The 24,342-nt window shown below is 67.5% G+C and carries 21 protein-coding genes; 8 read left to right on the forward strand and 13 right to left on the reverse strand.

Features of this window, described 5'->3' with window-relative positions; translation table 11 throughout:
• The first annotated feature begins 37 nt into the window (after window positions 1-37).
• Genes WKC72_RS28065 through WKC72_RS28075 form a run of 3 tightly spaced genes read left to right on the forward strand, consistent with a single transcriptional unit; the run spans window position 38 to window position 3,701 of the window.
• Window positions 38-865 carry a class I SAM-dependent methyltransferase gene (locus WKC72_RS28065; protein ID WP_370180458.1) on the forward strand — a complete coding sequence of 276 codons (828 nt, stop codon included), beginning with the start codon at window positions 38-40 and terminating at the stop codon, window positions 863-865.
• On the forward strand, window positions 862-2,460 hold the full coding sequence (locus WKC72_RS28070) for a 1,4-alpha-glucan branching protein domain-containing protein (protein WP_370180459.1): 1,599 nt from the start codon (window positions 862-864) through the stop codon (window positions 2,458-2,460). Before WKC72_RS28065 ends, WKC72_RS28070 begins: the two co-directional genes overlap by 4 nt.
• Window positions 2,457-3,701, forward strand: coding sequence for a glycosyltransferase family 4 protein (locus tag WKC72_RS28075; RefSeq protein ID WP_370180460.1), 1,245 nt, complete (start codon window positions 2,457-2,459; stop codon window positions 3,699-3,701). The genes WKC72_RS28070 and WKC72_RS28075 overlap by 4 nt, the downstream gene beginning before the upstream one ends.
• Window positions 3,702-3,709: 8 nt before the next feature.
• Here WKC72_RS28075 and WKC72_RS28080 read toward each other — a convergent pair whose 3' ends face one another.
• Window positions 3,710-3,967 carry a DUF3253 domain-containing protein gene (locus WKC72_RS28080; protein WP_037245391.1) on the reverse strand — a complete coding sequence of 86 codons (258 nt, stop codon included), beginning with the start codon at window positions 3,965-3,967 and terminating at the stop codon, window positions 3,710-3,712.
• A gap of 25 nt (window positions 3,968-3,992) precedes the next feature.
• Window positions 3,993-4,736 carry an acyltransferase gene (locus tag WKC72_RS28085; RefSeq protein ID WP_005240319.1) on the reverse strand — a complete coding sequence of 248 codons (744 nt, stop codon included), beginning with the start codon at window positions 4,734-4,736 and terminating at the stop codon, window positions 3,993-3,995.
• Between the two features lie 139 nt (window positions 4,737-4,875).
• Here WKC72_RS28085 and WKC72_RS28090 point away from each other — a divergent pair, with 139 nt between their 5' ends.
• A complete protein-coding gene (locus WKC72_RS28090) occupies window positions 4,876-6,183 on the forward strand; it encodes a PQQ-binding-like beta-propeller repeat protein (RefSeq protein WP_370180462.1) in 1,308 nt (435 codons plus the stop codon).
• 39 nt (window positions 6,184-6,222) lie between these two features.
• Here the strand turns inward: WKC72_RS28090 and WKC72_RS28095 are convergent, their stop codons facing one another.
• The 5 genes from WKC72_RS28095 to WKC72_RS28115 form a co-directional block, all read right to left on the reverse strand.
• The gene (locus tag WKC72_RS28095) at window positions 6,223-7,380 is read right to left on the reverse strand and encodes a class I SAM-dependent methyltransferase (protein ID WP_370180463.1); all 1,158 of its coding nucleotides are present in this window, start codon (window positions 7,378-7,380) and stop codon (window positions 6,223-6,225) included.
• A 1-nt stretch (window position 7,381) separates the two neighbouring features.
• Entirely contained in the window at window positions 7,382-8,353 is a 972-nt protein-coding gene (locus tag WKC72_RS28100; RefSeq protein ID WP_007296833.1) for a class I SAM-dependent methyltransferase, read from the reverse strand.
• A gap of 55 nt (window positions 8,354-8,408) precedes the next feature.
• On the reverse strand, window positions 8,409-9,188 hold the full coding sequence (locus tag WKC72_RS28105) for an enoyl-CoA hydratase/isomerase family protein (RefSeq protein ID WP_037245385.1): 780 nt from the start codon (window positions 9,186-9,188) through the stop codon (window positions 8,409-8,411).
• A gap of 57 nt (window positions 9,189-9,245) precedes the next feature.
• Window positions 9,246-10,088: an NUDIX hydrolase gene (locus WKC72_RS28110; protein ID WP_370180466.1), complete on the reverse strand. Its 843-nt coding sequence runs from the start codon at window positions 10,086-10,088 to the stop codon at window positions 9,246-9,248.
• Window positions 10,089-10,153: 65 nt separating this feature from the next.
• Complete coding sequence (locus WKC72_RS28115; RefSeq protein ID WP_052033815.1) at window positions 10,154-10,978, reverse strand: ABC transporter ATP-binding protein; 825 nt, start codon at window positions 10,976-10,978, stop codon at window positions 10,154-10,156.
• A gap of 50 nt (window positions 10,979-11,028) precedes the next feature.
• Here WKC72_RS28115 and glgX point away from each other — a divergent pair, with 50 nt between their 5' ends.
• Window positions 11,029-13,176 (forward strand): glycogen debranching protein GlgX, encoded by a 2,148-nt coding sequence (gene glgX, locus WKC72_RS28120; protein ID WP_370180468.1) that lies wholly within the window; start codon window positions 11,029-11,031, stop codon window positions 13,174-13,176.
• Between the two features lie 652 nt (window positions 13,177-13,828).
• Here glgX and WKC72_RS28125 read toward each other — a convergent pair.
• From WKC72_RS28125 to ctaD, 3 genes are all read right to left on the reverse strand, one after another.
• Window positions 13,829-14,608, reverse strand: coding sequence for an aminoacyl-tRNA hydrolase (locus tag WKC72_RS28125; RefSeq protein ID WP_370180470.1), 780 nt, complete (start codon window positions 14,606-14,608; stop codon window positions 13,829-13,831).
• Window positions 14,605-15,825 carry a phosphoserine phosphatase SerB gene (gene serB, locus WKC72_RS28130; protein WP_005240300.1) on the reverse strand — a complete coding sequence of 407 codons (1,221 nt, stop codon included), beginning with the start codon at window positions 15,823-15,825 and terminating at the stop codon, window positions 14,605-14,607. The genes WKC72_RS28125 and serB overlap by 4 nt, the downstream gene beginning before the upstream one ends.
• A gap of 104 nt (window positions 15,826-15,929) precedes the next feature.
• Window positions 15,930-17,720 carry a cytochrome c oxidase subunit I gene (gene ctaD, locus WKC72_RS28135; RefSeq protein WP_005240299.1) on the reverse strand — a complete coding sequence of 597 codons (1,791 nt, stop codon included), beginning with the start codon at window positions 17,718-17,720 and terminating at the stop codon, window positions 15,930-15,932.
• A 302-nt stretch (window positions 17,721-18,022) separates the two neighbouring features.
• Between ctaD and WKC72_RS28140 the strand changes: the two genes are divergently transcribed.
• From WKC72_RS28140 to WKC72_RS28150, 3 genes are read left to right on the forward strand one after another with little or no spacing between them, the layout of a single operon-like run.
• Window positions 18,023-19,030, forward strand: a complete 1,008-nt coding sequence (locus WKC72_RS28140) for an ABC transporter substrate-binding protein (protein WP_112299419.1) — start codon at window positions 18,023-18,025, stop codon at window positions 19,028-19,030.
• Between the two features lie 35 nt (window positions 19,031-19,065).
• Window positions 19,066-20,133 (forward strand): iron-siderophore ABC transporter substrate-binding protein, encoded by a 1,068-nt coding sequence (locus WKC72_RS28145; RefSeq protein WP_370180472.1) that lies wholly within the window; start codon window positions 19,066-19,068, stop codon window positions 20,131-20,133.
• An 8-nt stretch (window positions 20,134-20,141) separates the two neighbouring features.
• Window positions 20,142-20,615, forward strand: a complete 474-nt coding sequence (locus WKC72_RS28150; RefSeq protein ID WP_037245364.1) for an NUDIX domain-containing protein — start codon at window positions 20,142-20,144, stop codon at window positions 20,613-20,615.
• 65 nt (window positions 20,616-20,680) lie between these two features.
• Here the strand turns inward: WKC72_RS28150 and nrdF are convergent, their stop codons facing one another.
• The 3 genes from nrdF to nrdI all read right to left on the reverse strand — a co-directional run bounded on the left by nrdF (window position 20,681) and on the right by nrdI (window position 24,314).
• Window positions 20,681-21,646: a class 1b ribonucleoside-diphosphate reductase subunit beta gene (gene nrdF, locus WKC72_RS28155; protein WP_015890191.1), complete on the reverse strand. Its 966-nt coding sequence runs from the start codon at window positions 21,644-21,646 to the stop codon at window positions 20,681-20,683.
• Between the two features lie 65 nt (window positions 21,647-21,711).
• A complete protein-coding gene (gene nrdE / locus WKC72_RS28160) occupies window positions 21,712-23,898 on the reverse strand; it encodes a class 1b ribonucleoside-diphosphate reductase subunit alpha (protein WP_043825778.1) in 2,187 nt (728 codons plus the stop codon).
• A complete protein-coding gene (nrdI, locus tag WKC72_RS28165) occupies window positions 23,856-24,314 on the reverse strand; it encodes a class Ib ribonucleoside-diphosphate reductase assembly flavoprotein NrdI (protein WP_015890189.1) in 459 nt (152 codons plus the stop codon). The genes nrdE and nrdI overlap by 43 nt, the downstream gene beginning before the upstream one ends.
• Window positions 24,315-24,342 lie beyond the last annotated feature (28 nt).

A 24,342-nucleotide genomic window follows, 5' to 3' on the forward strand; every position in this document is an offset into this window, starting at 1 on the left:
GACGAGCGACCTTGCCGGTGGCACTAACCTCGCAGCGGTGAGCGAATCATTTGTCGGCGACCGCGAGGACGCACCGCTGCCCCCGCTCGGGCACGAGCAATTGCCATCGACCGGAGACGAGCAACTGCCCCTCACGGGCGAGCGGACCGTGCCCGGGATCCCCGAGGAGAACTACTGGTTCCGGCGTCACGAGGTGGTCTACCGCGACCTCCTCCCCCGCTGCACGGGACGCCGGGTACTCGAGGCCGGATCCGGAGAAGGCTACGGCGCCAACATGATTGCCGATGTGGCACAGAGCGTCACCGGACTCGACTACGACATCTCGGCAGTCGAACACGTGCGTGCGCGATACCCCCGCGTCGAGATGCTGCACGGCAACCTCGCGGAGCTTCCCCTCGACGACGAATCCGTCGACACCGTGGTCAATTTCCAGGTGATCGAACACCTGTGGGACCAGGCCCAATTCCTGCGCGAGTGCTTCCGGGTGCTGACGCCCGGAGGGGAACTGCTCGTCAGCACCCCCAACCGCATCACGTTCTCGCCGGGCCGCGACACGCCTCTCAATCCGTTCCACACCCGCGAACTCGACGCGGCCGAGCTGACCGAACTCCTCGAGGAGGCCGGGTTCACGGTCGCCCTCATGACCGGCGTCCATCACGGCGATCGGCTGAAGTCCCTCGACGCTAAGCACGGCGGCTCCTTCATCGGCGCGCAGATCGACCGCGCACTCGCCGGTGAACCCTGGCCCGACGAACTGACCCGCGACGTCGAGGGCATCACCGTCGACGATTTCGCCCTGCACGAGGGCGACATCGACGACAGCCTCGACCTGGTGGCCGTCGCGGTGAAAGATCCTGTTCGGTGACCGAAACCGACAACCGCACCGGAGCGGGCGACGCGACGGAACCGGGCATGTTCTGCCTGGTCCTGCACTCCCACCTGCCCTGGCTCGCCAACCACGGCCGGTGGCCGGTGGGCGAGGAGTGGCTGTACCAGTCGTGGGCGGCGTCGTACCTCCCCCTCACCGCGATGCTGCGGCGGCTGTCCGACGAGGGTCGCGCGCATCTGCTGACCCTCGGTATCACCCCCGTTCTCGCAGCTCAGCTCGATGATCCGCACTGTCTGGCGGGAATGCACCACTGGCTCGGGAACTGGCAGATCCGCGCGCACGAGGCGGCAGGCATGCCCGACGACGCGCACCGCGATCTCGGTGCCCGCGAGCACCGCGCGTCCGCTGCCGCACTCGCCGACTTCGAGCTGCGCTGGCGGCACGGCGGCTCACCCGTCCTGCGCGACCTTCTCGACCGCGAGGCGTTCGAACTGCTCGGCGGCCCGCTGGCACACCCGTTCCAGCCGCTGCTCGATCCGCGGTTGCGCGCCTACTCCCTCCGCGAGGGACTCGCCGATGCGGCCGCTCGGTGGAACTGCACCCCGACAGGTATCTGGGGGCCCGAATGCGGGTACACCCCCGGCATGGAGACCGGATACGCCGAGGCGGGCGTCACTCATTTCATGGTCGACGGTCCCGCCCTGCGCGGCGACACGTCGCTCGGCAGGCCGGTCCGTGAGTCCGATGTGGTCGCGTTCGGCCGAGACCTGCAGGTGAGCTACCGGGTGTGGTCCCCGAAGTCGGGCTATCCCGGGCACGGCGCCTACCGCGACTTCCACACGTACGACCACGACACGGGCCTCAAACCGGCCCGGGTGACCGGCCGCACGGTCGACTCGGCCGACAAGGCACCGTACGACCCCGCGCTCGCGTCGGCGGCGGTCGATCGGCACGTGGCCGACTTCGTCGCCACCGTCCGCAAGCGGCTGCGCGACGAGTCCGAGCGCATCGGACGGCCCGCGCTCGTCGTCGCCGCGTTCGACACGGAACTGTTCGGGCACTGGTGGCATGAGGGCCCCGAATGGCTCGAGAAGGTACTGCGGGCGCTGCCCGAGGCCGGAATCCGGGTCGGCACCCTCGACGACGCCCGCAGGCAGGGCTACGTGGGCGAGCCCGTCCAGCTCGAGAACTCGTCGTGGGGATCCGGCAAGGATTGGCGGGTATGGGCCGGCGATCAGGTGTCGGACCTGGTGCAACTCAACTCCGAGGTGGTCGCGACCGCGCTCGACACCGTCGACAAGACCCACGACGCCGACACCGCCCCCGGACGTCCCGCGCTCCGGAACCGCGTGAACGATCAGATACTGCGGGAGGCACTCATGACGGTATCGAGCGACTGGGCGTTCATGGTCAGCAAGGATTCGGCGGCCGGGTATGCCCGCGACCGGGCACACAAGCACGCGCACGCCACCCGCGAGATCGCCGCCGCGGTGTCGGCGGGCAAGGACGTGGCCGCGAACCGACTCGCAGAGGGATGGAACCGCGCCGACGGCCTGTTCCCCGGGCTCGACGCGCGCCGTCTGCCCGGCAGGGACCACCGGTCGACGGGCACCGAGGGAGGGGCGTCGTGAAGATCCTGATCGTGTCGTGGGAGTACCCACCCGTCGTCGTCGGCGGCCTCGGCCGCCACGTCCACCACCTGGCCACCGAACTCGCGGCGGCCGGACACGAAGTGGTGGTGCTGTCGCGGCGGCCGTCGGGCACCGACGCCGCCACCCATCCCACCGTCACGCACATCGAGGACGGCGTCCTGGTGGTCGCCGTCGCCGAGGACCCCGCGCACTTCGTCTTCGGCGAGGACATGCTGGCGTGGACACTCGCGATGGGGCACGCGATGGTGCGCGCCGGCGTCGCCCTGCACAAACCGGGTGTCGGGGAGGGCTGGCAGCCGGACGTGGTGCACGCACACGACTGGCTCGTGGCCCACCCCGCGATCGCGTTGGCCGAATTCTACGACGTCCCTTTGGTTTCCACGCTCCACGCCACCGAGGCCGGACGGCACAGCGGCTGGGTGTCCGGCCGGATCAACCGGCAGGTGCATTCGGTGGAATGGTGGCTGGCCAACGAATCCGATGCTCTCATCACCTGTTCCGCATCGATGCAGGACGAAGTGACCACACTCTACGGCCCACAGCTCCCGCCGATCACGGTGATCCGCAACGGAATCGACGTCACCACCTGGAGCTTCCGCGAGCGCGCGCCACGGTCCGGTCCACCGGAACTGCTGTTCGTCGGCCGCCTCGAATACGAGAAGGGTGTGCAGGACGCCATCGCCGCGCTCCCCCGCATCCGCCGCAGCCACCCCGGGACGACCCTGTCGATCGCCGGCGAGGGCACCCAGTTCACCTGGCTCTACCAGCAGGCCCGCACCCATCGCGTCGCCCGCGCCGTGAACTTCCTCGGCAACCTCGACCACATCGAACTGCTCGGGTGGCTGCACGGCGCCGACGCCATCGTCCTGCCCAGCCGGTACGAGCCGTTCGGCATCATCGCCCTCGAGGCCGCCGCCTCCGGAACCCCGCTCGTGGCGTCCACCGCCGGCGGCCTCGGTGAAGCGGTCGTCGACGGGGAGACCGGCATGTCGTTCCACCCCGGCGACGTCACCGGGCTCACGTCCGCGGTCCGGGAGGTCCTCGACGATCCCGCCGGGGCGCAGCAGCGCGCGGTGGCCGCGCGCGACCGCCTCACCGCCGATTTCGACTGGCACACGGTGGCCGAGGACACCGTCCACGTCTACGCGGGCGCCAAGCGTCGCGTGCGGCACCCGTTGGCGAGACCGGAGATTCCCGAGCGTCCGCTGCCCGGCCGCTGACGTGGTGCTCAGTCCGTGCGCACGCGCCGGATCCGGATCGGGCCCCGCGCCGACCCCGGATCCACCACGGCGCCCTTCTGGGTGACCTCGACTTCCCCTGCGTCGGCCAGACGCCGGGCGGCCTCCCGCACCGGTTCCATGAGGGGCCGCCAGTCGTCCGGTGCCACGGCGCGCGCGACATCCGACGGGCAGATGCTCGCACTGTCGGCCCGGGCGTCGAGGAGCGCCCGGATGCGCTCCTCGAGTTCGCTGTCCGACACGGTCATGATGCCGACTATGCCACCGCGTCGGTCAGTTCTCCTGCGCCGCCTTCTTCCGGGCGATGTCTTCGAGGGCCGCGATGTACTTCGCGCGTTCGGACGCGCCCGCCTCCCACTCGGCCTTGCGGTTCTTCACGGGCTTGGCGGGCGAACCGACGGCGATGCTGAAGTCCGGGATGTCACCCTTCACGACGGCATGCGCGCCGAGGACACAGCCCCGCCCCACCCGCGTGTTGCGGAGAACCGTGACCTTGGCCGCCACCCACGTGTCGGGGCCGATCCGGACCGGGCCCTTCACGATGCCCTGGTCCTTGATCGGGACGTTCACGTCGTCCATGCGGTGGTCGAAGTCGGTGATGTAGCACCAGTCCGCCACGAGGGTCGACGCGCCGATCTCGATGTCGAGGTACGTGTTGACGACGTTGTCCTTGCCGAAGACCACCTTGTCGCCGATGCGCAGCGAACCCTCGTGGCAGCGAATCGCGTTGCCGTCACCGATGTGGACCCAGCGGCCGATCTCGAGCCGCGACAGGTCGGGGGTCGAATGGATCTCCACCCGCTTGCCGAGGAACACCATGCCGCGCAGGATCACGTGCGGGTTGGCCAGCTTGAACTTCGCGAGCCGGTAGTACCGCACGAGGTACCACGGCGTGTACGCCTTGTTCGCCAGCACCCATCGCAGCGAGTCGCGTGTCAGGAAGCGGGCCTGCTCGCTGTCGCTCCGCCGGGATCCTCGCCACCTCGTACGCAACGGTGCGCCCCACATGCTCGTCATAGCCTGTCAGCCTACGTTCACGGCTCGCGCCCCCGTTCGGGTGTGTCCGGACTCCGACACCGGCATCGGGGTGTGCCGATCGGCGCAGCCTCGGCGGGATAGTCTCTGGGCCGAGCGTTATCGAAGACGAGGAGATGTAATGCGGCGGGTCCTACGTTCGTCAGTACTGGCGCTGGCGACGATCTCGGCTGTCGTCCTCAGCGGCTGCAGCAGCGGAACGCAGGTCGACGACATCTTCTCCGCGGGCGGGTGGCCCGGCATGCACGCGGACGCCCGCAACAGCGACACCAGCCCCGTCACCGGTTCCCGCGACATCTCCTTCGCCTGGTCTCGCCCGCTCGGCGGTCCGGTCGCGAATTACGCGTCGGTGGCCGCCAGCGGCCAGATCTTCATCACGGCCCGCACCGAGAAGGGCTGCAACCTCTTCTCCTACCAGATGGACAGCGGCCGCAAACGCTGGTGCCGCCAGCTCGCGCCGGGTGTCGTGGCGTCCACGCCGATCGTCGACGGCGCCGCCAACGTGTACGTGGGCGAGAACGGCGCCATCAACTCGTTCAACGAGTACGGCCAGCTGCGTTGGCGCACACCGGTGGTCGGGACGCCGCTGTCGGCGCAGTTCACCGGCGACGGCAACCTCCTCTTCATCACCCAGCTCGGCCAGATCAACGTCGTGAACACGCAGACCGGTCAGAAGGTCGTGGCACCGTACGATCTCGTCCCGCCGCCGTCCGTCGCCGAGGGCGCGAACGTCGACATCCTGCCCGACGACAAGGGCCTCAACGGCTGCTTCTTCGGCTCCCCCGACTGCCCGGTCGCCAACATGCCGGCCATCGACCTCGAGTCCGGCAAGTTCTATTTCACGTTCTTCGCGCCCGGCGCTCCCGAGGCGGAACTCGTCGCGATGAAGTACTCCGGCGGCGACAACCCCGCGATCACCCAGGAATGGTCCAGCGACACTCTGCCGGGCGGCAGCGCGTCCAGCCCCGATCTGTCGGCCGACGGCTCCGTCGTCTACGCGAACGACAACTGGGGCACGTTGTGGGCGATCGATTCTGCGACCGGCGATCCGAAGTGGAGCTACGACATCGGGTACGCCGCCGCCGGCAGCCCGTCCACGTCCGCGGACGGTCTGATCATCCCCGCGGGCGGACTCGACGGCCACCTGCTGGCGTTGCAGGACAAGGGCGATCACGCCGAACTGGTCTGGGAGCGGAAGGATCTGCTGCAGCTGGGCGTCCCGGCGCAGACGGCCGGGTCGACCGGTTACGCAGTGGTCCGCGAGGGTACGGACGGACTGGCGATGCTCACGTTCGACACCGGGACCGGTGAAACCCTCGACCAGGACACCCTGCCCGGGGCCAAGGGGTTCACGGTCGGCACCTCCATCGGGCCGAAGGGTGAAGTCCTCACCCCGACACTGCTCGGGGAGCTGTTCGTCCTCCGCTGACCCGTGAGTACTTGTCAACGTCCGGCGGTTGAGAAGTACTCACGGGCGCGAAGCGCAGATGAAGGCGACGCCGGCTCGGCCGATCCGTGTGATCACCACACTGAGCGAACGACTTCCGCGCAACTTCAACTTGGGGCGCAGGACCGCGGGATCGACGTCGACGCCGCGCACGAGGATTTCCGCCACCCCGCAGTCGTGCCGCGCCAGGTCCTGCCGCAGCGACTTCTCCGAATACTTCACCTGTTCGAGAATGCGGAAGCCTCGCACGCCGTCGGGAACCGAATCGCCGGTGAGATAGGCGATCCGGGGATCCAGCTGCCACAGTCCGTGCCGAGCGGCGTAGTGCCGCACCAGGCCCGCACGCACGACGGCGCCGTCGGGGTCGATGATCCATTGCCCCGGTGCGCGTTCGGGGATGTCGTCGTCCTCGGCGTCCGTCACCGTCCACGCGGTGCCGTCGGAGCCGAGCACGCTCGCCCGCCGGGTGACACCGGCACCGGACAGTCCCGGCGACCACAGACACGCCTCGCGCACGCCGCCGTCGAGGGACACCACCTCCACTTCGCCGTCCCAGCCGAGCCGGTCGAAATCGAGTCCCGGGGCGCACTTCACTGCAAGATCGCGTCCGCGGTACGCGTCGATCAGATCGGGCAGCGGCGGTTCCAGCGCGGCGGGATCGTGCGTGCGCCTGCCGCCGGACCGTCGCGCCGGATCCGCGAGGACGACGGTGCCGCGGGTGCACGGGACGAGCGCGTCGGCGCGGAGAACGGCCGCCCCGGGAACGTTGTGCTGCGCCATCAGAAGCCGGACCGGGTCGAGGTCACTGCCGATCACGGTCGCGGCCGTCCCGACCACCGCGTCCAGTTCGGCACCGATGGAGCACGTGACGTCGTGGACGTCCCGGTCCTTCAGCCGCAGCGCACGGTGCGCGGCGACCACCCGCGGCGTCGCCTGTTGCAGAGCATCGTCCGTGAAGAACCAGGTGTCGGTGCCGGGAAGTTTGGCGGCAGCCTTCCGGCGCAACAGCACGGTCTCCACCAGTAGCGCCCCGTGTGAGCCGAAACGCGTACGCGCCCGGCCGATGTCGGCCAGGCGCGTAGACGTGGTCAGTGCGAGGCCATCCACTTCCGCGAGAGCGGCCGCCCCGTCCCGGCTCTGCAGGAACTCCACGTCCCCGGGAGTGAACGCATAGCCCAATTCAGTTGCCGGGCTTCACGCCGGTGATCATGACGTTGTAGAAGAATCCCCGCGGCACCACGTGCCGGAGAACCTTCTCGTCGACCCAGCTGAGCGTCTTCCATCCGGTGAACGCGAAACGCCCCCAGCCCCAGCCCAGCTTCTCCGGCGGCACAGCGGCCTCGAACGTGCGGACGGGCCACCCGAGCAGAGCGGCGGCGAATTCCTCGGTAGCCGCGTGAACCTGCTCGGCGCCTGCCGACTTCGCGATCTTCTCGAGGTCGCTCGGATCGAACGTGTGGAGGTCGACGACGGCCTCGAGCGCGGCCGCGCGCGAGGACTCGTCCAGTTCCGCCTGCGGTCGACGCCAGTCGGCGAGGAACGGCAACTTGGTGACCCGGGTGGTGACCTCCCACGTCGCGCGACCCAGCCAGCGGGCGTAGAAGTTGCCGATCGTGGTCGGCTCACCGGCGAACACGAAACGCCCGCCCGGCTTCAGGACGCGCAGAACCTCGCGCAGCGACTGCTCCACATCCGGGATGTGATGCAGGACCGCGTGTCCCACGACGAGGTCGAACGTGTCGTCCTCGTACGGGATGGTTTCGGCGTCGGCGACGCGGCCGTCGACGGACAATCCCAGGCCCTCGGCGTTGCGGAGGGCGACCTTCACCATGCCGGGCGACAGGTCGGTGACCGAACCGGTCTTCGCGACTCCACCCTGCATCAGGTTGAGGAGGAAGAATCCGGTGCCGCAGCCCAGTTCGAGCGCCCGCTCGTAGGGAAGCGGCTGATCGCCCGCGACGGCGTCGAAACGTCCGCGCGCGTAGTCGATGCACCGCTCGTCGTACGAGATCGACCACTTCTCGTCGTACGTCTCGGCTTCCCAGTCGTGGTACAGCACCTGGGCGAGTTTGGTGTCCTTCAGCGCAGCCTCTACCTCTTCGGCGGTGGCGTGCGGATGAGGAGCTGGGTCGTCATGGGCGCTTGCAGTCATGCGGCAAATCCTACTCGCTGGTAAGAGTGAACAGGTTCTAGTTTCGGGCTCCAGACTACTCGCCCGTGAACTGAGCCTTACCTGGGCCGTTCTCGATGAACGATTCCATCCCGATCGTGCGGTCCCGGGTGGCGAACAACGAGGTGAACAGCTGACGCTCCACCGCGAGCCCCGTACCCAGGTCGACGTCCAGCCCACGGTCCACGGCGGCCTTTGCCGCAGCCAGGGCGCGGCCCGCACCCTTCGTGAACTGCGACGCCCACGTGCGGGCCGCCTCGTACACGTCGTCCGGCGCCACGACCTCGTCGACCAGACCGATCGCGAGAGCCTCCTCGGCGTCGACGAACCGGCCGGTGAACAGCAGATCCTTGGCCTTGGACGGTCCGATCAGCCGGGCCAGACGCTGGGTGCCGCCGCCGCCGGGAATGACGCCGAGAAGGATCTCCGGCACGCCGAGCTTGGCGTTGTCGCCCGCGATGCGCCGGTCCGCCGACAGCGCGACCTCCAGGCCGCCGCCGAGCGCGTACCCCGTGATGGCGGCGACGGTGGGCTTCGGGATCTCGGAAACCGCCGCGAGGTCGGACTGCAGGTCGCCGATCACGTCGGACATCTGCCCGAAGTCCATCTCGGACATTTCCTTCACGTCCGCGCCCGCGGCGAAGACCTTCTCGCCGCCGTAGACGATGACGGCCTTCACGTCGGCGTTGACGGTCGCCTCCCGCGCCGCCGCCCGCAACTCCTGCTGAACCTGACGGTTCAGGGCATTCATCGGGGGGCGCGCGAGCCGGATCGTGCCGATGCCTTCGGATACCTCGAGAGTGACAAACTCAGCCATGAGGCAAAAGGCTACTTGTCTGCCTCCGACGCGGTTTCGCGGCCCGCCGCATCGCGATCAGTCGCGGGACGCCCACGGATGCGGACCGGCTTCGTAGTAGCCGTCCTGTCCCGGGAACTCCACGCGGAGCTGCTCCTCGCCCGTGATCAGCGTCGGCAGGATCACCGGGATCTCCGGCTCCGCGGCCAGCACCTCCGCGACCGAACCGAACGCGCTGAGCGCCGTGAGCTGACTCCACGTCGGCGGCAGCAGGATGCTTCCGCCGCCCTGCCAGTGCGCGAGCGCCGCGGCAGGACTCTGCCACTGCACGTCCTCGGCCTCGGACGTCGCCCCATCCGCGATCTGGCCGTGTGGTGCGGCGGCGACGAAGAACCGCGTGTCGTAGCGGCGGCCCTCGCCGACCGGAGTGATCCAGTTCGCCCAGGGCCGCAGCAGGTCGGCCCGCAGGACGAGGTTCTCGCGCTTCAGGAAGTCGCTGAACGACAGTTCGCGCTTCTCGAGCTGTGTGCGGGACTGCGCGTACCGGGATGTGTCCGCCACGACCGTGTCCGCGCTCGGTCCCGCGAGAAGCACGCCGCATTCCTCGAACGTCTCGCGCACCGCCGCGCACACGAGGGCCTTCGCGCGCGCCGGGTCGGTCGAGAACCGCGAGGCCCACCAGTCGACGGACGCTCCCGCCCAGTCGACCTCGGCGTCGGCGTCCGACGGGTCGACCCCGCCGCCGGGGAACACGGTCATGCCGCCGGCGAACGCCATCCCCTTCACCCGGCGGAGGAGGAACACCTCGATTCCGGGCGCCGCGACGTCTGCCGCGGCGTCACGGATGAGGATGACGGTGGACGCGTCCTTGGGTGCAACGTCGGTACTGTCGCGGGGCGCCTGCTCTTGCTTCGAGACCATGTCTCGGAACCTACGCCGCCGGGTGACGCGGGTCGCAGTCGGTCCCCCCGTGTGACCGCCGGTGCTCAGCCCCGCCGGTGCGCGCCGGGGACGCGGGTCCGCCGCGCGAAGAACCGGCCGTCGACCTTGTCCAGGCTGATCGACTGGCTGAACGCCTCGCTGAGGTTCTCGGCCGTGATGACCTGATCCAGGAGCCCCTGCGAGACCACCTCCCCCTCCTTGAGGAGCAGTGCATGAGTGAACCCCGGCGGGATCTCCTCGACGTGGTGGGTGATGAGGACCGTCGCGGGTGCGTCGGGGTCGGCGGCGAGGTCGGTGAGGCGCGCGACGAGTTCCTCGCGCCCACCGAGGTCGAGACCGGCGGCGGGCTCGTCGAGCAGCAGCAGTTCCGGGTCGGTCATCAGCGCACGGGCGATGAGGACGCGTTTGCGCTCACCCTCGGACAGCGTGCCGTACGTGCGCTTCGCGAGGTGCTCGGCGCCCAGGCTCTCGAGCATCTCGACGGCACGGTCGGTGTCCATGTCGTCGTAGCGCTCACGCCAGCGCCCGAGTACCGCGTAGCCGGCGGACACGACGAGATCGGTCACGACCTCCTCGGACGGCACCCGGTTGGCGAGCGCCGAGGAGGACAGTCCGATCCGCGGTCGAAGTTCGTTGATGTCGACCCGGCCGAGCCTTTCGCCGAGAAGGTAGGCACTTCCGCTCGTGGGATGCAGTTCGGCGGCCGCGATCCGGAGCAACGACGTCTTCCCTGCCCCGTTCGGCCCGAGGACGACCCATCGTTCGTCGAGTTCCACCTTCCAGGTGACCGGGCCCACCAGAGTGTTGCCCCCGCGGCGGAGGAGAACGTCGTCGAATTCGATGAGGAGATCGGGATCAGGTTCATGCACGCACCCATCTTCCCGCACATCTTCCGAGCATTCACGGCAGGATCAGTTGCGTGTCGCCTCACATCGATTCGCACCCCGGCGAGATCTCGTCGCTCCCGCCGAGTCTGCGGCTGCCCGGATCACCGTTTCCGCTGGGAGCGAAAGTGCGTGGCACCGGAACGCAGTTCGCGGTTCACGCTCCCGACGCCGAGCTGGTACAGGTGTGCCTGATTTCGGAGGACGGCGACGAGACGCGGATCGATCTGGTCCAGCGGACGTACGGTATCTGGCACGGCATCGTCGAGGGTGTCGGCGCGGGCAGGCGCTACGGCTACCGCGCGCACGGACGCTGGGACCCCGCTCGCGGCGTGCGCCTCAACCCCGCCAAGCTGCTTCTGGATCCGTGGGCGACCCGCATCACGGGAAAACTCGGCGACCACGACGCACTCGTCTCCCACGACGGCGACCCGTTCGGCGGCCCGTCACGCGTCGACAGCCTGGGCCACACACCACTGTCGGTGGTCACGGCCGACCACGCCCGCACGAGCGGACCGCGGATCGAAAGGCCGTGGGAGGAAACCGTTGTCTACGAACTTCACGTGGGATCGTTCACCGCACGGCACCCCGACGTGCCGCCGCAGTACCGCGGAACGTACCTGGGTCTCGCCGAACCCGCCGTCGTCGGCCATCTCGTCAGGCTCGGGGTGACCGCGGTCGAACTGCTTCCCGTTCAGGCGTTCGTCTCCGAGGCCACCGTGCGTTCCCGGGGCATGCGCAACCACTGGGGATACTCCACGGCAGCGTTCTTCGCCCCCCACCCGGGCTATGCGGTGGTGCCCGGTGAGGAGATCACCGAGTTCCACACGATGGTCGACGCGCTGCACGCCGCGGGGATCGAGGTCATTCTCGACGTGGTGTACAACCACACCTGCGAACAGGGCGTCGACGGCATCAGCCTCAGCTGGCGCGGCCTCGACGCCCCCGGCTACTACCTCCTCGACTCCGACGGTCGCGACATCGATATCACCGGTTGCGGGAACACAGTCGACGCACAGTCGCCCGTCGTCGTCCGGATGATCGGCGCCAGCCTGCGCTACTGGGCGCACGAGATGGGGGTCGACGGCTTCCGGTTCGACCTCGCGTCCGCTCTCGGCCGGCCCGGTGGCGGCCGATTCGATTCCCGCGCTTCGATCTTCTCCGCGATCACGGCGGATCCCGTTCTCTCCCGGTGCAAACTGATCGCCGAACCGTGGGATGCCACGTCGGACGGATACCGGGTCGGGCACTTCGGCGTCCAGTGGTCGGAATGGAACGACAAGTACCGCAATACCGTTCGACGGTTCTGGAACGGCGGCACCGGGGTGCGTGATCTCGCCTCCCGGGTGGCGGGTTCCGAGGACGTGTTCGGAAACCGGCGGCCGTGGGCGTCCGTCAATTTCGTGACCGCCCACGACGGGTTCACCGCCGCGGACCTCGTGTCGTACGTCCGCAAACACAACGAGGCCAACGGCGAGGACAACCGGGACGGCGCCGATCACAACGACTCCGTCGACCACGGCGTCGAAGGCCCCACCGAGGATCCGTCGATCATCGAGGCACGGTCCCGGCACGTCCGCGCACTCCTGGCCACGCTCGCACTGTCGACGGGCACGCCGATGTTCACGGCCGGCGACGAATTCGGTCACACACTGGGCGGCAACAACAACGCGTACTGCGTCCCGGAGGACACCCCGCGTGAAGACTCCTGGCCGCTCGACTGGATCACCGGGGACACGACTCTCACCGCCTTCGTCACGCGCGCCCTCGACCTCCGACGCGCCTCCCCCGCCCTGCGCCAGCCGGAATTCTTCGAGGGCAGGCGCACACCTACCGGCCATCCCGACCTCGTGTGGTTCGGCGCCGACGGCGCGGAGATGGACGACCCCGCGTGGTACGACGACTCGAGGCGCACCCTCCAGGCGTGGATCGACGGATCCGACATCCGCTCCCACACCGAGGACGGGCACCAGCTCACCGACGACAGCTGGCTCCTCGTCTTCCACTCGGGCGGACCCACCGTGATCACCCTCGGCCGTCCCGAATGGTTCTACGGGACGGTGCTCGCCGAATTCGACTCGGCGTCCCCCGACGGCGCACCGCCGCCGGGCGGCCCGATCTCCGGAGACTCCACGATCGCACTGTCCGGTCCGACGCTGCTCGTCTTCCGTGCGGTCGGGTAAAGGCCGCCGAACCTCATCATCAGCTGGATGAGCGGGCCGATGCCCAGCGCGTACACGACGGTACCCACCCCGACGGTGCCGCCGAGCAACCAGCCGGTGGCCAGCACGGTCACCTCGATCGACGTGCGGATCACCCGCACCGACAGCCCGGTGCGCGCGACCAGACCGGTCATGAGACCGTCCCTCGGCCCGGGGCCCATCCCCGCACCGATGTACAGCACGGTGGCGAGCGCGTTGAGGACCACGCCACCGAGCATCACCACGATCCGCACGACCAGGGACTCGGCGGGTTCGAGGAACGCGAGCGACGTGTCCACCGACACTGCGATGACCACGACGTTGGCGATCGTGCCGAATCCCGGTTTCTGCCGGATCGGGATCCAGAGTGTGAGCACCACAACCCCGGTCAGTGCGGTCACCACACCGAAACTGAGTGGCGTGCGATCCGCGACCCCCTGGTGGAACACGTCCCACGGGTCGAGACCGAGGCCGGCGGTGACCATCATGGCCATCGAGAAACCGTACAGCCACAGTCCGGCGAACAGAGCGATCAGGCGTCGAGCGAGCATGACCGTCAGTGTTCCGGGCATACCTGCCGCATCCCATAGCCACGACGCAGGCACTGGACCGACGATGCGTCAGGCATCGATCTTCAGGGGCAGGCGATCACAGTCATCGATCCGGGAGCCACCTCGGTGAAGCCGGCGTCGCGCACCGCGATCGCCCTGGCCCGCACCACCTCGATGGTCAACTCTTCCCACAGTCCGACGTCGGCGTCCCGCACGGCGCAGCGGTAGCCGGTGGCCGCCCACGCGCGTGCCTGCTCGGTGGTCATCGCGCCCGCGAGCAGCATCGACGCGTGCCCGACCTGCGCCGCGGCCTTGCCTACCGTCATGTCCAGGGCGGAGTTGATCCACAGCACCGGAATCCCGTCCGGGATCTCCCCGGGATCGTCGTGGTCGAGATCGGTGCCGCCGATCTGCAATTTCCGGATGCGGGGATCGAGCGCGCCGACGGCGACGGGCACGAGTGCGCGGGCCTGCGCACCGTCGACGTCGACGGTGATCCCCTCGACCTCCTGCGCCGCAACCCACCCCGCTCCCCGCGCCCGCCGGGACACCTTGCGGATCCGGGACCCGATCCAGGCGAGGTAGTCCTCCTGCCACGGTCCGGGCGCGCCCGTCTCGTCGGGGCCGACGCGGGGGTCGAGGCACAACGCCACCGCCGCGGTCGCGGCAGCTTCGAGCAGAGCACTACGCGGCGGGGGGTCGGCCTTCGGAATGTGCAGCACGATCGGCATGGCGAGAACCTGCGCCGGGTCGTCCGGATCCGGCCGGCCGCCGTATCCGGCCGCGAGGACGGCGTGACGCGCCGCCCAGAGGGTCTCGTCACCGGTCTCCCCGGTGACCGCGTCCCGGCACGATTCCGTCACGACAGCGGGACTCGTCGCACCACGCCGTCCACCGCGTCCGCGGCCTCGACCTCGTCGCGGGTGACCCCGAGGATGAACAGCACCGCATCGAGGAAGGGGTGCGAGAGTGCGGTGTCCGCGACCTCCCGCAGAGCGGGCTTGGCGTTGAACGCGATTCCCAGGCCGGCGGCGTTGAGCATGTCGATGTCGTTGGCTCCGTCGCCGACCGCCACCGTCTGCTCCATCGGGACGCCGACCTGAGCGGCGAACTTGCGCAGTGCGGTCGCCTTCGCGGCCCGATCCACGATGTCGCCGATCACCCGGCCGGTGAGCTTGCCGTCCACGATCTCCAGCGTGTTGGCCTGCACGAAGTCCAGTTCCAGTTCGTGGGCCAGGCCCTCGATGACCTGCCGGAAACCGCCGGACACCACACCGCAGTGGAAGCCCAGCCTGCGCAGCGTACGGATGGTGGTGCGGGCGCCCGGTGTCAGTTCCAAGTTTTCCGCGACGTCGTCGATCACGGAGGCGTCGAGGCCGGCGAGGGTCGCGACCCGCTGGTGCAGGGATTCGGTGAAGTCGATCTCGCCGCGCATCGCCGATTCGGTGACGGCGCGCACCTCGTCCTCGACACCCGCGCGAGCGGCGAGCATCTCGATGACCTCGCCCTGGACGAGGGTCGAGTCGACGTCGAACACGATGAGCCGTTTGGCGCGCCGGGCCAGTCCCCCGCGCTCGACCGCGATGTCGACGTTCTCGCGCACGGCCACTTCTGCCAGCACGGTGCGCAGACTCTTGTCCGCCTCCGCCGTGCCGGGAGCGCTCACGAGGAGTTCGAGGCCCGTCACCGGGTAGTCGGCGACACCGCGGATCGAGTCGATGTTGACCCCGAGCGTCGCCATCTCCCGCGCCACCGAACGCAGTGCGCGAGCCGACACCGGACTACCGAGGACGACCACCGCATGGGTGGACAGCGACTGCCTGCCGGGATCGGCACCGATCTCGACGTCCACCGACATCCCGACGGTGGCCATCGCCTCTTCGAGTTCCTCCTGCAGCGCTTCCCCGTTCTCGGGGCAGGCCACCAGGACACCGAGGGTCAGTCGCCCGCGGATCACCACCTGCTCCACGTCGAGAAGGCTCACGTCGTGACGGGAGAGCGACCCGAAGAGCACCGAGGTGACGCCGGGTCGGTCGGGGCCCGTCACGGTCACCAGAACAGTGGTGTCAGCTGCACCCACCGATGTACTCCGATCATGTTGCTCGCGCGGCTTGTCCGGCACCCATTGTGCCAAGTGAAAGGCCCCGCCCGGTGTGGGGGCGGGGCCTTTCCGAAACTGAGGTGTCAGCGGCCGGTGTCGGTTCCGGGGTCGCCTTCGTCGCCGACGGTCAGCGGCTCGTGGCGTTCCTTCTCGAGCACGGTGCTGGCGTGCTTGCCACCGTGGCCCGGTCCGACGTGCGCCTCGGCCTTCATCCGCTCGACCATGTGCGGGTAGTGCAGCTCGAACGCGGGGCGCTCGGAGCGGATGCGCGGCAGCTCGGTGAAGTTGTGCCGCGGCGGCGGGCAGCTGGTTGCCCACTCGAGCGAGTTGCCGTAACCCCACGGGTCGTCGACGGTCACGACCTCGCCGTACCGGTAGCTCTTGAAGACGTTCCAGATGAACGGCAGCGTCGACGCACCGAGGACGAACGCGAAGATCGTCGAGAACGAGTTCAGGAACGTGAAGCCGTCCGAGGGCAGGTAGTCGGCGTAGCGGCGCGGCATACCTTCGTTACCCAGCCAGTGCTGGACGAGGAACGTGCCGTGGAAGCCGATGAACGTCGTCCAGAAGTGCCACTTGCCGAGACGCTCGTCCATCATGCGTCCGGTCATCTTCGGGAACCAGAAGTAGATGCCGGCGTACGTGGCGAACACGACGGTGCCGAAGACCACGTAGTGGAAGTGGGCGACCACGAAGTAGGTGTCCGTGACGTGGAAGTCGAGCGGCGGGCTCGCGAGGATGACGCCGGACAGACCACCGAAGAGGAAGGTGATGAGGAAGCCGATGGAGAACAGCATCGGCGACTCGAACGTCAGCTGCCCCTTCCACATGGTTCCGATCCAGTTGAAGATCTTCACACCCGTCGGGACGGCGATCAGGAACGTCATGAACGAGAAGTACGGGAGCAGCACGGCGCCGGTGGCGTACATGTGGTGCGCCCACACCGCGATGGAGAGGGCCGCGATCGCGAGGGTCGCGTAGACCAGGCCGCTGTAACCGAACACGGGCTTACGGCTGAAGACCGGGAAGATCTCCGAGACGATGCCGAAGAACGGCAGCGCGATGATGTACACCTCGGGGTGACCGAAGAACCAGAACAGGTGCTGCCACAGCAGCACACCGCCGGTGGCCGGGTCGAAGATGTGGCCACCGAGGTGACGGTCGACGAACAGGCCCATGAAAGCGGCGGTCAGCAGCGGGAACGCCAGCAGAATCAGGATGCTGGTGATGAAGATGTTCCACGTGAAGATCGGCATGCGGAACATGGTCATGCCGGGGGCACGCAGGCAGATGACGGTGGTGATCATGTTGACACCACCGAGGATGGTGCCGAGGCCGGCGACCGCGAGGCCCATGACCCAGAGGTCGGCGCCGACGCCCGGGGAGTGCAGCGCACTCGTCAGGGGCGTGTAGGCGGTCCAGCCGAAGTCCGCGGCACCGCCGGGGGTGATGAAGCCGGCGGTCGTGATGATCGCGCCGAACACGTACAGCCAGTAGCTGAACGCGTTGAGTCGCGGGAACGCCACGTCGGGGGCGCCGATCTGCAGCGGCAGGATGTAGTTGGCGAACCCGAACACGATCGGCGTCGCGTACAGCAGCAGCATGATCGTGCCGTGCATCGTGAACAGCTGGTTGAACTGCTCGTTCGACAAGAACTGCATACCGGGCACAGCGAGCTCGGCGCGCATCATCAGGGCCATGAGACCACCGATGAGGAAGAACGCGATCGAGGTCGTCAAGTACATGATTCCGAGCACCTTGGGGTCGGTGGTCGTAATCATTTTGAAGATGAACGAGCCCTTGGGTCCCTGCCGCGGCGGGTAAGGCCTGGCTGCAGCTATCGCGGGGACTGGCTGGGGCGCTACGGCAGTCACTGATCCTCCTGAATGCGCGTCCGTCCCCGGGCTGCGAGGCGAACGGTCTCTGGCTTGCGCTCATCGAATCGTAGACCGTGCCCTGAGCGGCCTCCGACTGGGTCCTACCCACTGTCGTACTTACCCGGACTCAGAGCAAATTGTGACTCATGCGACCTGCGGTTTGTCCCACCGGGGAGTGCTCACTGTCACGCGGTCCGGCGTGTCGCACGCGACCGCTCGACACGGACCTACGGAGACTCCGACACGCCGGAACCCCGGTGCTAAGGTTTCGCTCACCTAACTTCGATCAGGAGCTCCATGTGAACGTTCTTTCCCGACGCCGGGTAGTCGCCGGCGCGGTCGCACTAGCCGCTGCAGCCACCTTCTCGATCACGTCCTGCTCCAGCAGCGACGACTCCGCCGCCGAGTCCGGCACCACGTCGTCGACCGGGCAGTTCCCCCGCACCGTCGACCACTTCCGCGGCAGCACCGAGATCCCGGCCGCACCGCAGCGCATCGTGGCACTCGACAACAGCTTCACCGACGCCGTCCTCCTCCTCGAGGCGCCACTCGTCGGGTACGTCGACTACCGCGAACCCGGCCTGCCCGACTACCTCGGCTCCTCGCGGGACGAGTTCGCGGCGGAAGCCGAGTCGGTGGGCAAGGTCAGCACCGCGAGCCTCGAACAGATCGCCGCGCTGCAACCCGACCTGATCATCTCCGCCGAGGTGCGCGACGGAAAGAACTACGAGCAACTGTCCGCGATCGCGCCGACCATCTTCACGGAGACGACCGGGCCCACGTGGAAGGACAACATCCGGCTCGTCGGCAAGGCACTGGGCAAGGAGGAACTCGCGGAGCAGAAGATCGGCGCCTACGAGGAGCGGGCCGCCGCCGTCGGCGCGGAGATCAACGACACGGCGTCGAATCCGGTGATCTCGGTCGTCCGGTTCGCGGGCGAGCCCACAGCACGCCTCTACCGCACCACCTCGTTCAGCGGGATCGTCCTCGCGGACGCCGGGCTCGCTCGTCCGCAGAGCCAGGGCCCCGATCCGGCCGATCCGGACAACATCATGCAAGCCATCAGCCCCGAGCTGATCAGCGAGGCGGAGGGCGACGCCATCTTCGTCAGCACCTGGCAGGACCCGGCGGGCAAGAGCGCCGAAGCGGCGAAGCCGTTCCTGGAGAGCCCGCTGTGGCAGACGCTGAAGGGACGCAAGGTCGACGTCGACGACGCCCGCTGGATGTCGCCGGTCAGCATCCAGGGCGCGCACCTCATCCTCGACGACCTGTCGGACACGTTCGGGGTGGACAAGCACAGCGGCTAACCTGAACGCGCCCGCACACACAGGAAGTCGCCGAATTGTCCCCTCGTAGGTTTTCCGCCCGCCGCGTGTCCACCGGTCTCGTCGCCGCCGTCGCTGTGCTCGCAGTCGCCGGCTGCTCTCAACCGTCCGACGACGATCCCGCAGCGTCCATCGTCCGGACGACCACGCAGATCGCCGGAGCGGGCGTGGTCGGCATCGAGCGGGACACCACGACCGCCTGCGCCGAGCCGGGCCCGGTCGACGCCGCACTCGCGGCCGGCTCGACCCACCGGGTGGTCCACACGAAGGGCGAGAGCGACGTTCCCTCCGATCCGCAGCGGATCGTGGTACTCGACAGCGCCGCGCTGGACGCGGTGTGCGCACTCGGCCTGTGGAAGAACGTGGTCGGCGCGGCGACCGTCGACGGGGACTCGCCTCAGCCCGGGTACCTCGGCACGGGCGTCTCCGAGATCCCCAGCGTCGGATCCGTCGACGCCCCGGACCTGAACAAGATCGCGCAGGCGGACCCGGACCTGATCCTCGGATCGAGTCCGGCGTCCGACCAGCTGTACGGCGCGCTCTCCCCCATCGCGCCCACAGTGTTCGTCGGCTCCGACCCCGTGTACTGGAAGGCCCAGTTCCTCCTCGCCGGCAACGCCCTGGGCCGAGCCGACGCGGCGACGGCCGCGCTCGAGCAATACCAGCAGGACGCCAAGCAGCTCGGCGTCGACATCGATGCCGCGCAGACACAGGCGTCCGTAGTCCGATTCGACGCCGACAGCATCGAGGTCGAGGGTCCGGCCACGTTCGCCGGCCAGGTCCTCACCGACGCCGGAGTGCGGCGGCCCGCCTATCAGAACCTCGACGGCGCAGTCACCGAACCGATCTCCGAATCCGACATCGACCAGGCCGAGGGCGACCTCATCTACGCCGTCTTGGACGGCGTAGAGGGCACCGCGCACGCGGAGGACGTGATGTCCGGTGAGGCGTGGGAAGACCTCGATGCGGCCGCCGACAAGCGGGTCTTCGCCGTGGAGGGTGACGTGTGGGGCGGAAACGGTGTCGTCGCCGCACGCGCGATGCTCACCGACCTCAGGAACACGCTGAACGGTTACGTCGGCTAGGAGGCCCGGTGCCCGTCCCCGAGTTCGTCACCGCCCTGCGCGGCCACGTCGGCACTGCGCCGCTGTGGCTGTCCGGGGTGAGCGTCGTGGTGCGCGACGCCGACGGCCGGGTGCTGCTGACCCGGCGCGTCGACAACGGCAAGTGGGCCGTCGTGTCCGGCATCCTCGAGCCCGGGGAGGAACCCGGACCCGCGGCGCTGCGTGAAGTGCGCGAGGAAACCGGCGTGGACGCGGAACTGGTCCGGATCACGAGCGTCGACGTCACCGATCCGATCACCTACCCCAACGGCGACGTCGCACAGTATCTCGACGTGTGCTTCCTGGCGCGGTACGTCGGCGGGGAGGCTGCCGTGTCGGACGACGAGAACCACGACGTCGCCTGGTTCTCCCCCGACGCTCTGCCGTCGGACCTCACCCCGTCGTCGCGACTGCGGCTCGACAAGGCGCTGCAGGACGAGCCCGAGGCATGGTTCCGCCGCTGAACGCAGTTCGCCCAATGTCACACCGGTGCAGTCGAACTGCACCGGTGTGACATTGGGCGAAAGGACTAGAAGTCCCAGTCCTCGTCTTCGGTGTTGACGGCCTTGCCGATGACGTAGGAGCTGCCCGAGCCGGAGAAGAAGTCGTGGTTCTCGTCCGCGTTCGGTGAGAGCGCCGACAGGATCGCCGGGTTGACGTCCGTCTCGTCCTTCGGGAACAGACCCTCGTAGCCGAGGTTCATCAGCGCCTTGTTGGCGTTGTACCGCAGGAACTTCTTGACGTCCTCGGTGAGGCCCACCTCGTCGTAGAGGTCCTGGGTGTAGTCGACCTCGTTGTCGTAGAGCTCGAAGAGCAACTCGAACGTGTAGTTCTTGAGGTCGTCGCGCTCGGCCTCGGTGAGCTGCTCGAGACCCTTCTGGTACTTGTAGCCGATGTAGTACCCGTGCACGGCCTCGTCACGGATGATGAGGCGGATGAGGTCGGCGGTGTTGGTGAGCTTCGCCCGCGACGACCAGTACATCGGCAGGTAGAAGCCCGAGTAGAACAGGAAGCTCTCCAGCAGGGTGGACGCCACCTTGCGCTTCAGCGGCTCGTCGCCCTGGTAGTAGTCCATGACGATCTCGGCCTTGCGCTGCAGGTTCGGGTTCTCCTCGGACCAGCGGAAGGCGTCGTCGATGTCGCGGGTGGAGCACAGCGTCGAGAAGATCGAGCTGTAGCTCTTGGCGTGCACCGACTCCATGAACGCGATGTTGGTGTACACCGCCTCTTCGTGCGGGGTGATGGCGTCGGGGATGAGGCTGACGGCGCCCACGGTGCCCTGAATGGTGTCGAGGAGCGTCAGCCCCGTGAACACCCGCATCGTGAGCTGCTTCTCCTGAGCCGTGAGCGTCCCCCACGACGGGATGTCGTTGGACACCGGCACCTTTTCGGGCAGCCAGAAGTTGCCGACGAGACGGTCCCACACCTCGGCGTCCTTCTCGTCCTGGACGCGGTTCCAGTTGATCGCGGATACGCGACTCACCAGCTTGACCATTGATTCCTCACTTCGTTCGGCTGTGAGTACTTGTTAACCGCCGGCGGTTAACAAGTACTCACGGGCTACAGCATGCAGCTGACGCAACCTTCGACCTCGGTACCCTCCAGAGCCATCTGACGCAGCCGGATGTAGTACAGCGTCTTGATGCCCTTGCGCCACGCGTAGATCTGCGCCTTGTTGATGTCGCGGGTGGTTGCGGTGTCCTTGAAGAACAGCGTCAGCGACAGCCCCTGGTCGACGTGCTGCGTCGCCGCGGCGTAGGTGTCGATGATCTTCTCGTACCCGATCTCGTAGGCATCCTGGTAGTACTCCAGGTTGTCGTTGGTCAAGTAGGGCGCCGGGTAATAGACGCGGCCGATCTTGCCTTCCTTGCGGATCTCGATCTTCGACGCCACCGGGTGAATGGAGCTTGTGGAATTGTTGATGTACGAGATCGATCCGGTCGGCGGCACCGCCTGCAGGTTCTGGTTGTAAATGCCGTGCTGCTGCACGGACGCCTTCAGCTCACGCCAGTCGTCCTGCGTCGGGATGTGCAGGCCCGCATCGGCGAACAGCTGCCGCACCCGCTCCGTCTTCGGTTCCCACACCTGATCGGTGTACTTGTCGAAGTACTCACCCGAGGCGTACTTGGACTCCGGGAAGCCGGCGAAGTACGTGCCGCGCTCCTTGGCGATCTCGTTGGACGCCCGGATCGCGTGGAACACCACGGTGTAGAAGTAGATGTTCGTGAAATCGATGCCCTCGTCAGAGCCGTAGTGGATCCGCTCGCGTGCCAGGTATCCGTGCAGGTTCATCTGCCCGAGACCGATGGCGTGTCCCTCGTCGTTCGCCTTCTTGATCGACGGGACCGAGTCGATGGAGGTCTGATCGGCGACGGCGGTCAACGCGCGGATCGAGGTCTCGATGGTCTGCGCGAAGTCCGGGGAGTCCATCGTCTTGGCGATGTTGAGTGAACCCAGGTTGCAGGAGATGTCCTTGCCGATATGACTGTAGGACAGATCGTCGTTGAACTCCGACGGCGTGGAAACCTGGAGGATCTCCGAGCACAGATTGGAGTGGGTGACCTTGCCCGCGATCGGGTTGGCACGGTTCACGGTGTCCTCGTACATGATGTACGGGTACCCGGACTCGAACTGCAGCTCGGCCACGGTCTGGAAGAACTCGCGTGCCTTGATCTTCGACTTGCGGATCCGCTTGTCGTCGACCATCTCGTAGTACTTCTCGGTGACGTTGATGTCCGCGAAGGGCACCCCGTAGATGCGCTCGACGTCGTACGGCGAGAAGAGGTACATGTCCTCGTTCTTCTTCGCCAGCTCGAACGTGATGTCGGGGATGACGACGCCCAACGACAGCGTCTTGATGCGGATCTTCTCGTCCGCGTTCTCGCGCTTGGTGTCGAGGAAGCGGTAGATGTCCGGGTGGTGCGCATGCAGATACACCGCGCCGGCGCCCTGACGCGCACCGAGCTGATTAGCGTACGAGAAGGAGTCCTCGAGCAGCTTCATGATCGGGATGACCCCGGAGCTCTGGTTCTCGATCTTCTTGATCGGGGCGCCGTGTTCGCGAACATTGCTGAGCAGCAACGCGACTCCGCCGCCGCGCTTGGACAGCTGCAAGGCGGAGTTGATGGAGCGGCCGATCGACTCCATGTTGTCCTCGATGCGGAGCAGGAAGCAGGATACGGGCTCGCCGCGCTGCTTCTTGCCCGAGTTGAGGAACGTGGGGGTGGCGGGCTGGAAGCGGCCGGCGATGATCTCGTCGACGAGCTTGGTCGCCAGTTCCTCGTCGCCGGCGGCGAGCGTGAGCGCGACCATGCAGACGCGGTCCTCGAACCGCTCCAGGTAGCGCTTGCCGTCGAATGTCTTCAGCGTGTACGACGTGTAGTACTTGAATGCACCGAGGAAGGTGGGGAACCGGAACTTCTTCGAGTACGCGTGGTCGATCAGCGACTTGACGAAGTTGCGCGTGTACTGGTCGAGGACCTCACGCTCGTAGTAGTTCTCCTTGACCAGGTAGTCCAGCTTCTCGTCCTGGTTGTGGAAGAAGACGGTGTTCTGGTTGACGTGCTGGAGGAAGTACTGGTTCGCGGCCTCGCGGTCCTTCTCGAACTGGATCTCGCCGTTGGGGCCGTACAGGTTCAGCATCGCGTTCAACGCGTGGTAATCGAGTTCTCCCGAGGAGACGTCGGGTCGTGCCACAGCGCGTTCTACACTCCCAGCCGGGGCTGTGTCTGTGATTGTCGGTGCCACTGTTCACTCTCCATGAATTGTTCGAGCCCGTCCAGGACTGCTACTACGTCTTCGGCGGTACCCATGAGCTCGAAGCGGTACAAGTACGGAACCCTGCACTTCTGCGAAATCACGTTTCCGGCATAGCAATACGACTCGCCGAAGTTCGTATTGCCTGCAGCGATCACCCCACGGATGAGGGAGCGATTGTGCGTGTTGTTGAGGAATCTGATGACCTGCTTGGGCACGTAGCTCGTGTCCCGACCGGTCGCGGTGATCCCGCCCCCGTAGGTGGGCAGGATCAGGACGTACGGCTCATCGACCTCGAACGTGCCCGCGCGGTCGTGCAGCGGTATGCGCGTGGCCGGGACACCCAACTTCTGAACGAAGCGATGGGTATTCTCCGAGGCGCTGGAGAAGTACACCAGCGATGTCATCGGTTTCCACCATCTGGAGTAGTACTAC

The organism is Rhodococcus wratislaviensis (assembly GCF_041228765.1).
Classification (GTDB): Bacteria; Actinomycetota; Actinomycetes; order Mycobacteriales; family Mycobacteriaceae; genus Rhodococcus_F; species Rhodococcus_F wratislaviensis.

Excerpts from the sequence above, each read along its gene's own strand:
- nrdF (WP_015890191.1), bottom strand. The coding sequence starts at position 21,646 with ATGGTCAAGCTGGTGAGTCGCGTATCCGCGATCAACTGGAACCGCGTC.
- WKC72_RS28080 (WP_037245391.1), bottom strand. The coding sequence starts at position 3,967 with ATGACCGTGTCGGACAGCGAACTCGAGGAGCGCATCCGGGCGCTCCTC.
- WKC72_RS28090 (WP_370180462.1), top strand. The coding sequence starts at position 4,876 with ATGCGGCGGGTCCTACGTTCGTCAGTACTGGCGCTGGCGACGATCTCG.
- nrdI (WP_015890189.1), bottom strand. The coding sequence starts at position 24,314 with ATGACATCGCTGGTGTACTTCTCCAGCGCCTCGGAGAATACCCATCGC.
- WKC72_RS28085 (WP_005240319.1), bottom strand. The coding sequence starts at position 4,736 with ATGACGAGCATGTGGGGCGCACCGTTGCGTACGAGGTGGCGAGGATCC.
- WKC72_RS28100 (WP_007296833.1), bottom strand. The coding sequence starts at position 8,353 with ATGACTGCAAGCGCCCATGACGACCCAGCTCCTCATCCGCACGCCACC.
- WKC72_RS28110 (WP_370180466.1), bottom strand. The coding sequence starts at position 10,088 with ATGGTCTCGAAGCAAGAGCAGGCGCCCCGCGACAGTACCGACGTTGCA.
- WKC72_RS28105 (WP_037245385.1), bottom strand. The coding sequence starts at position 9,188 with ATGGCTGAGTTTGTCACTCTCGAGGTATCCGAAGGCATCGGCACGATC.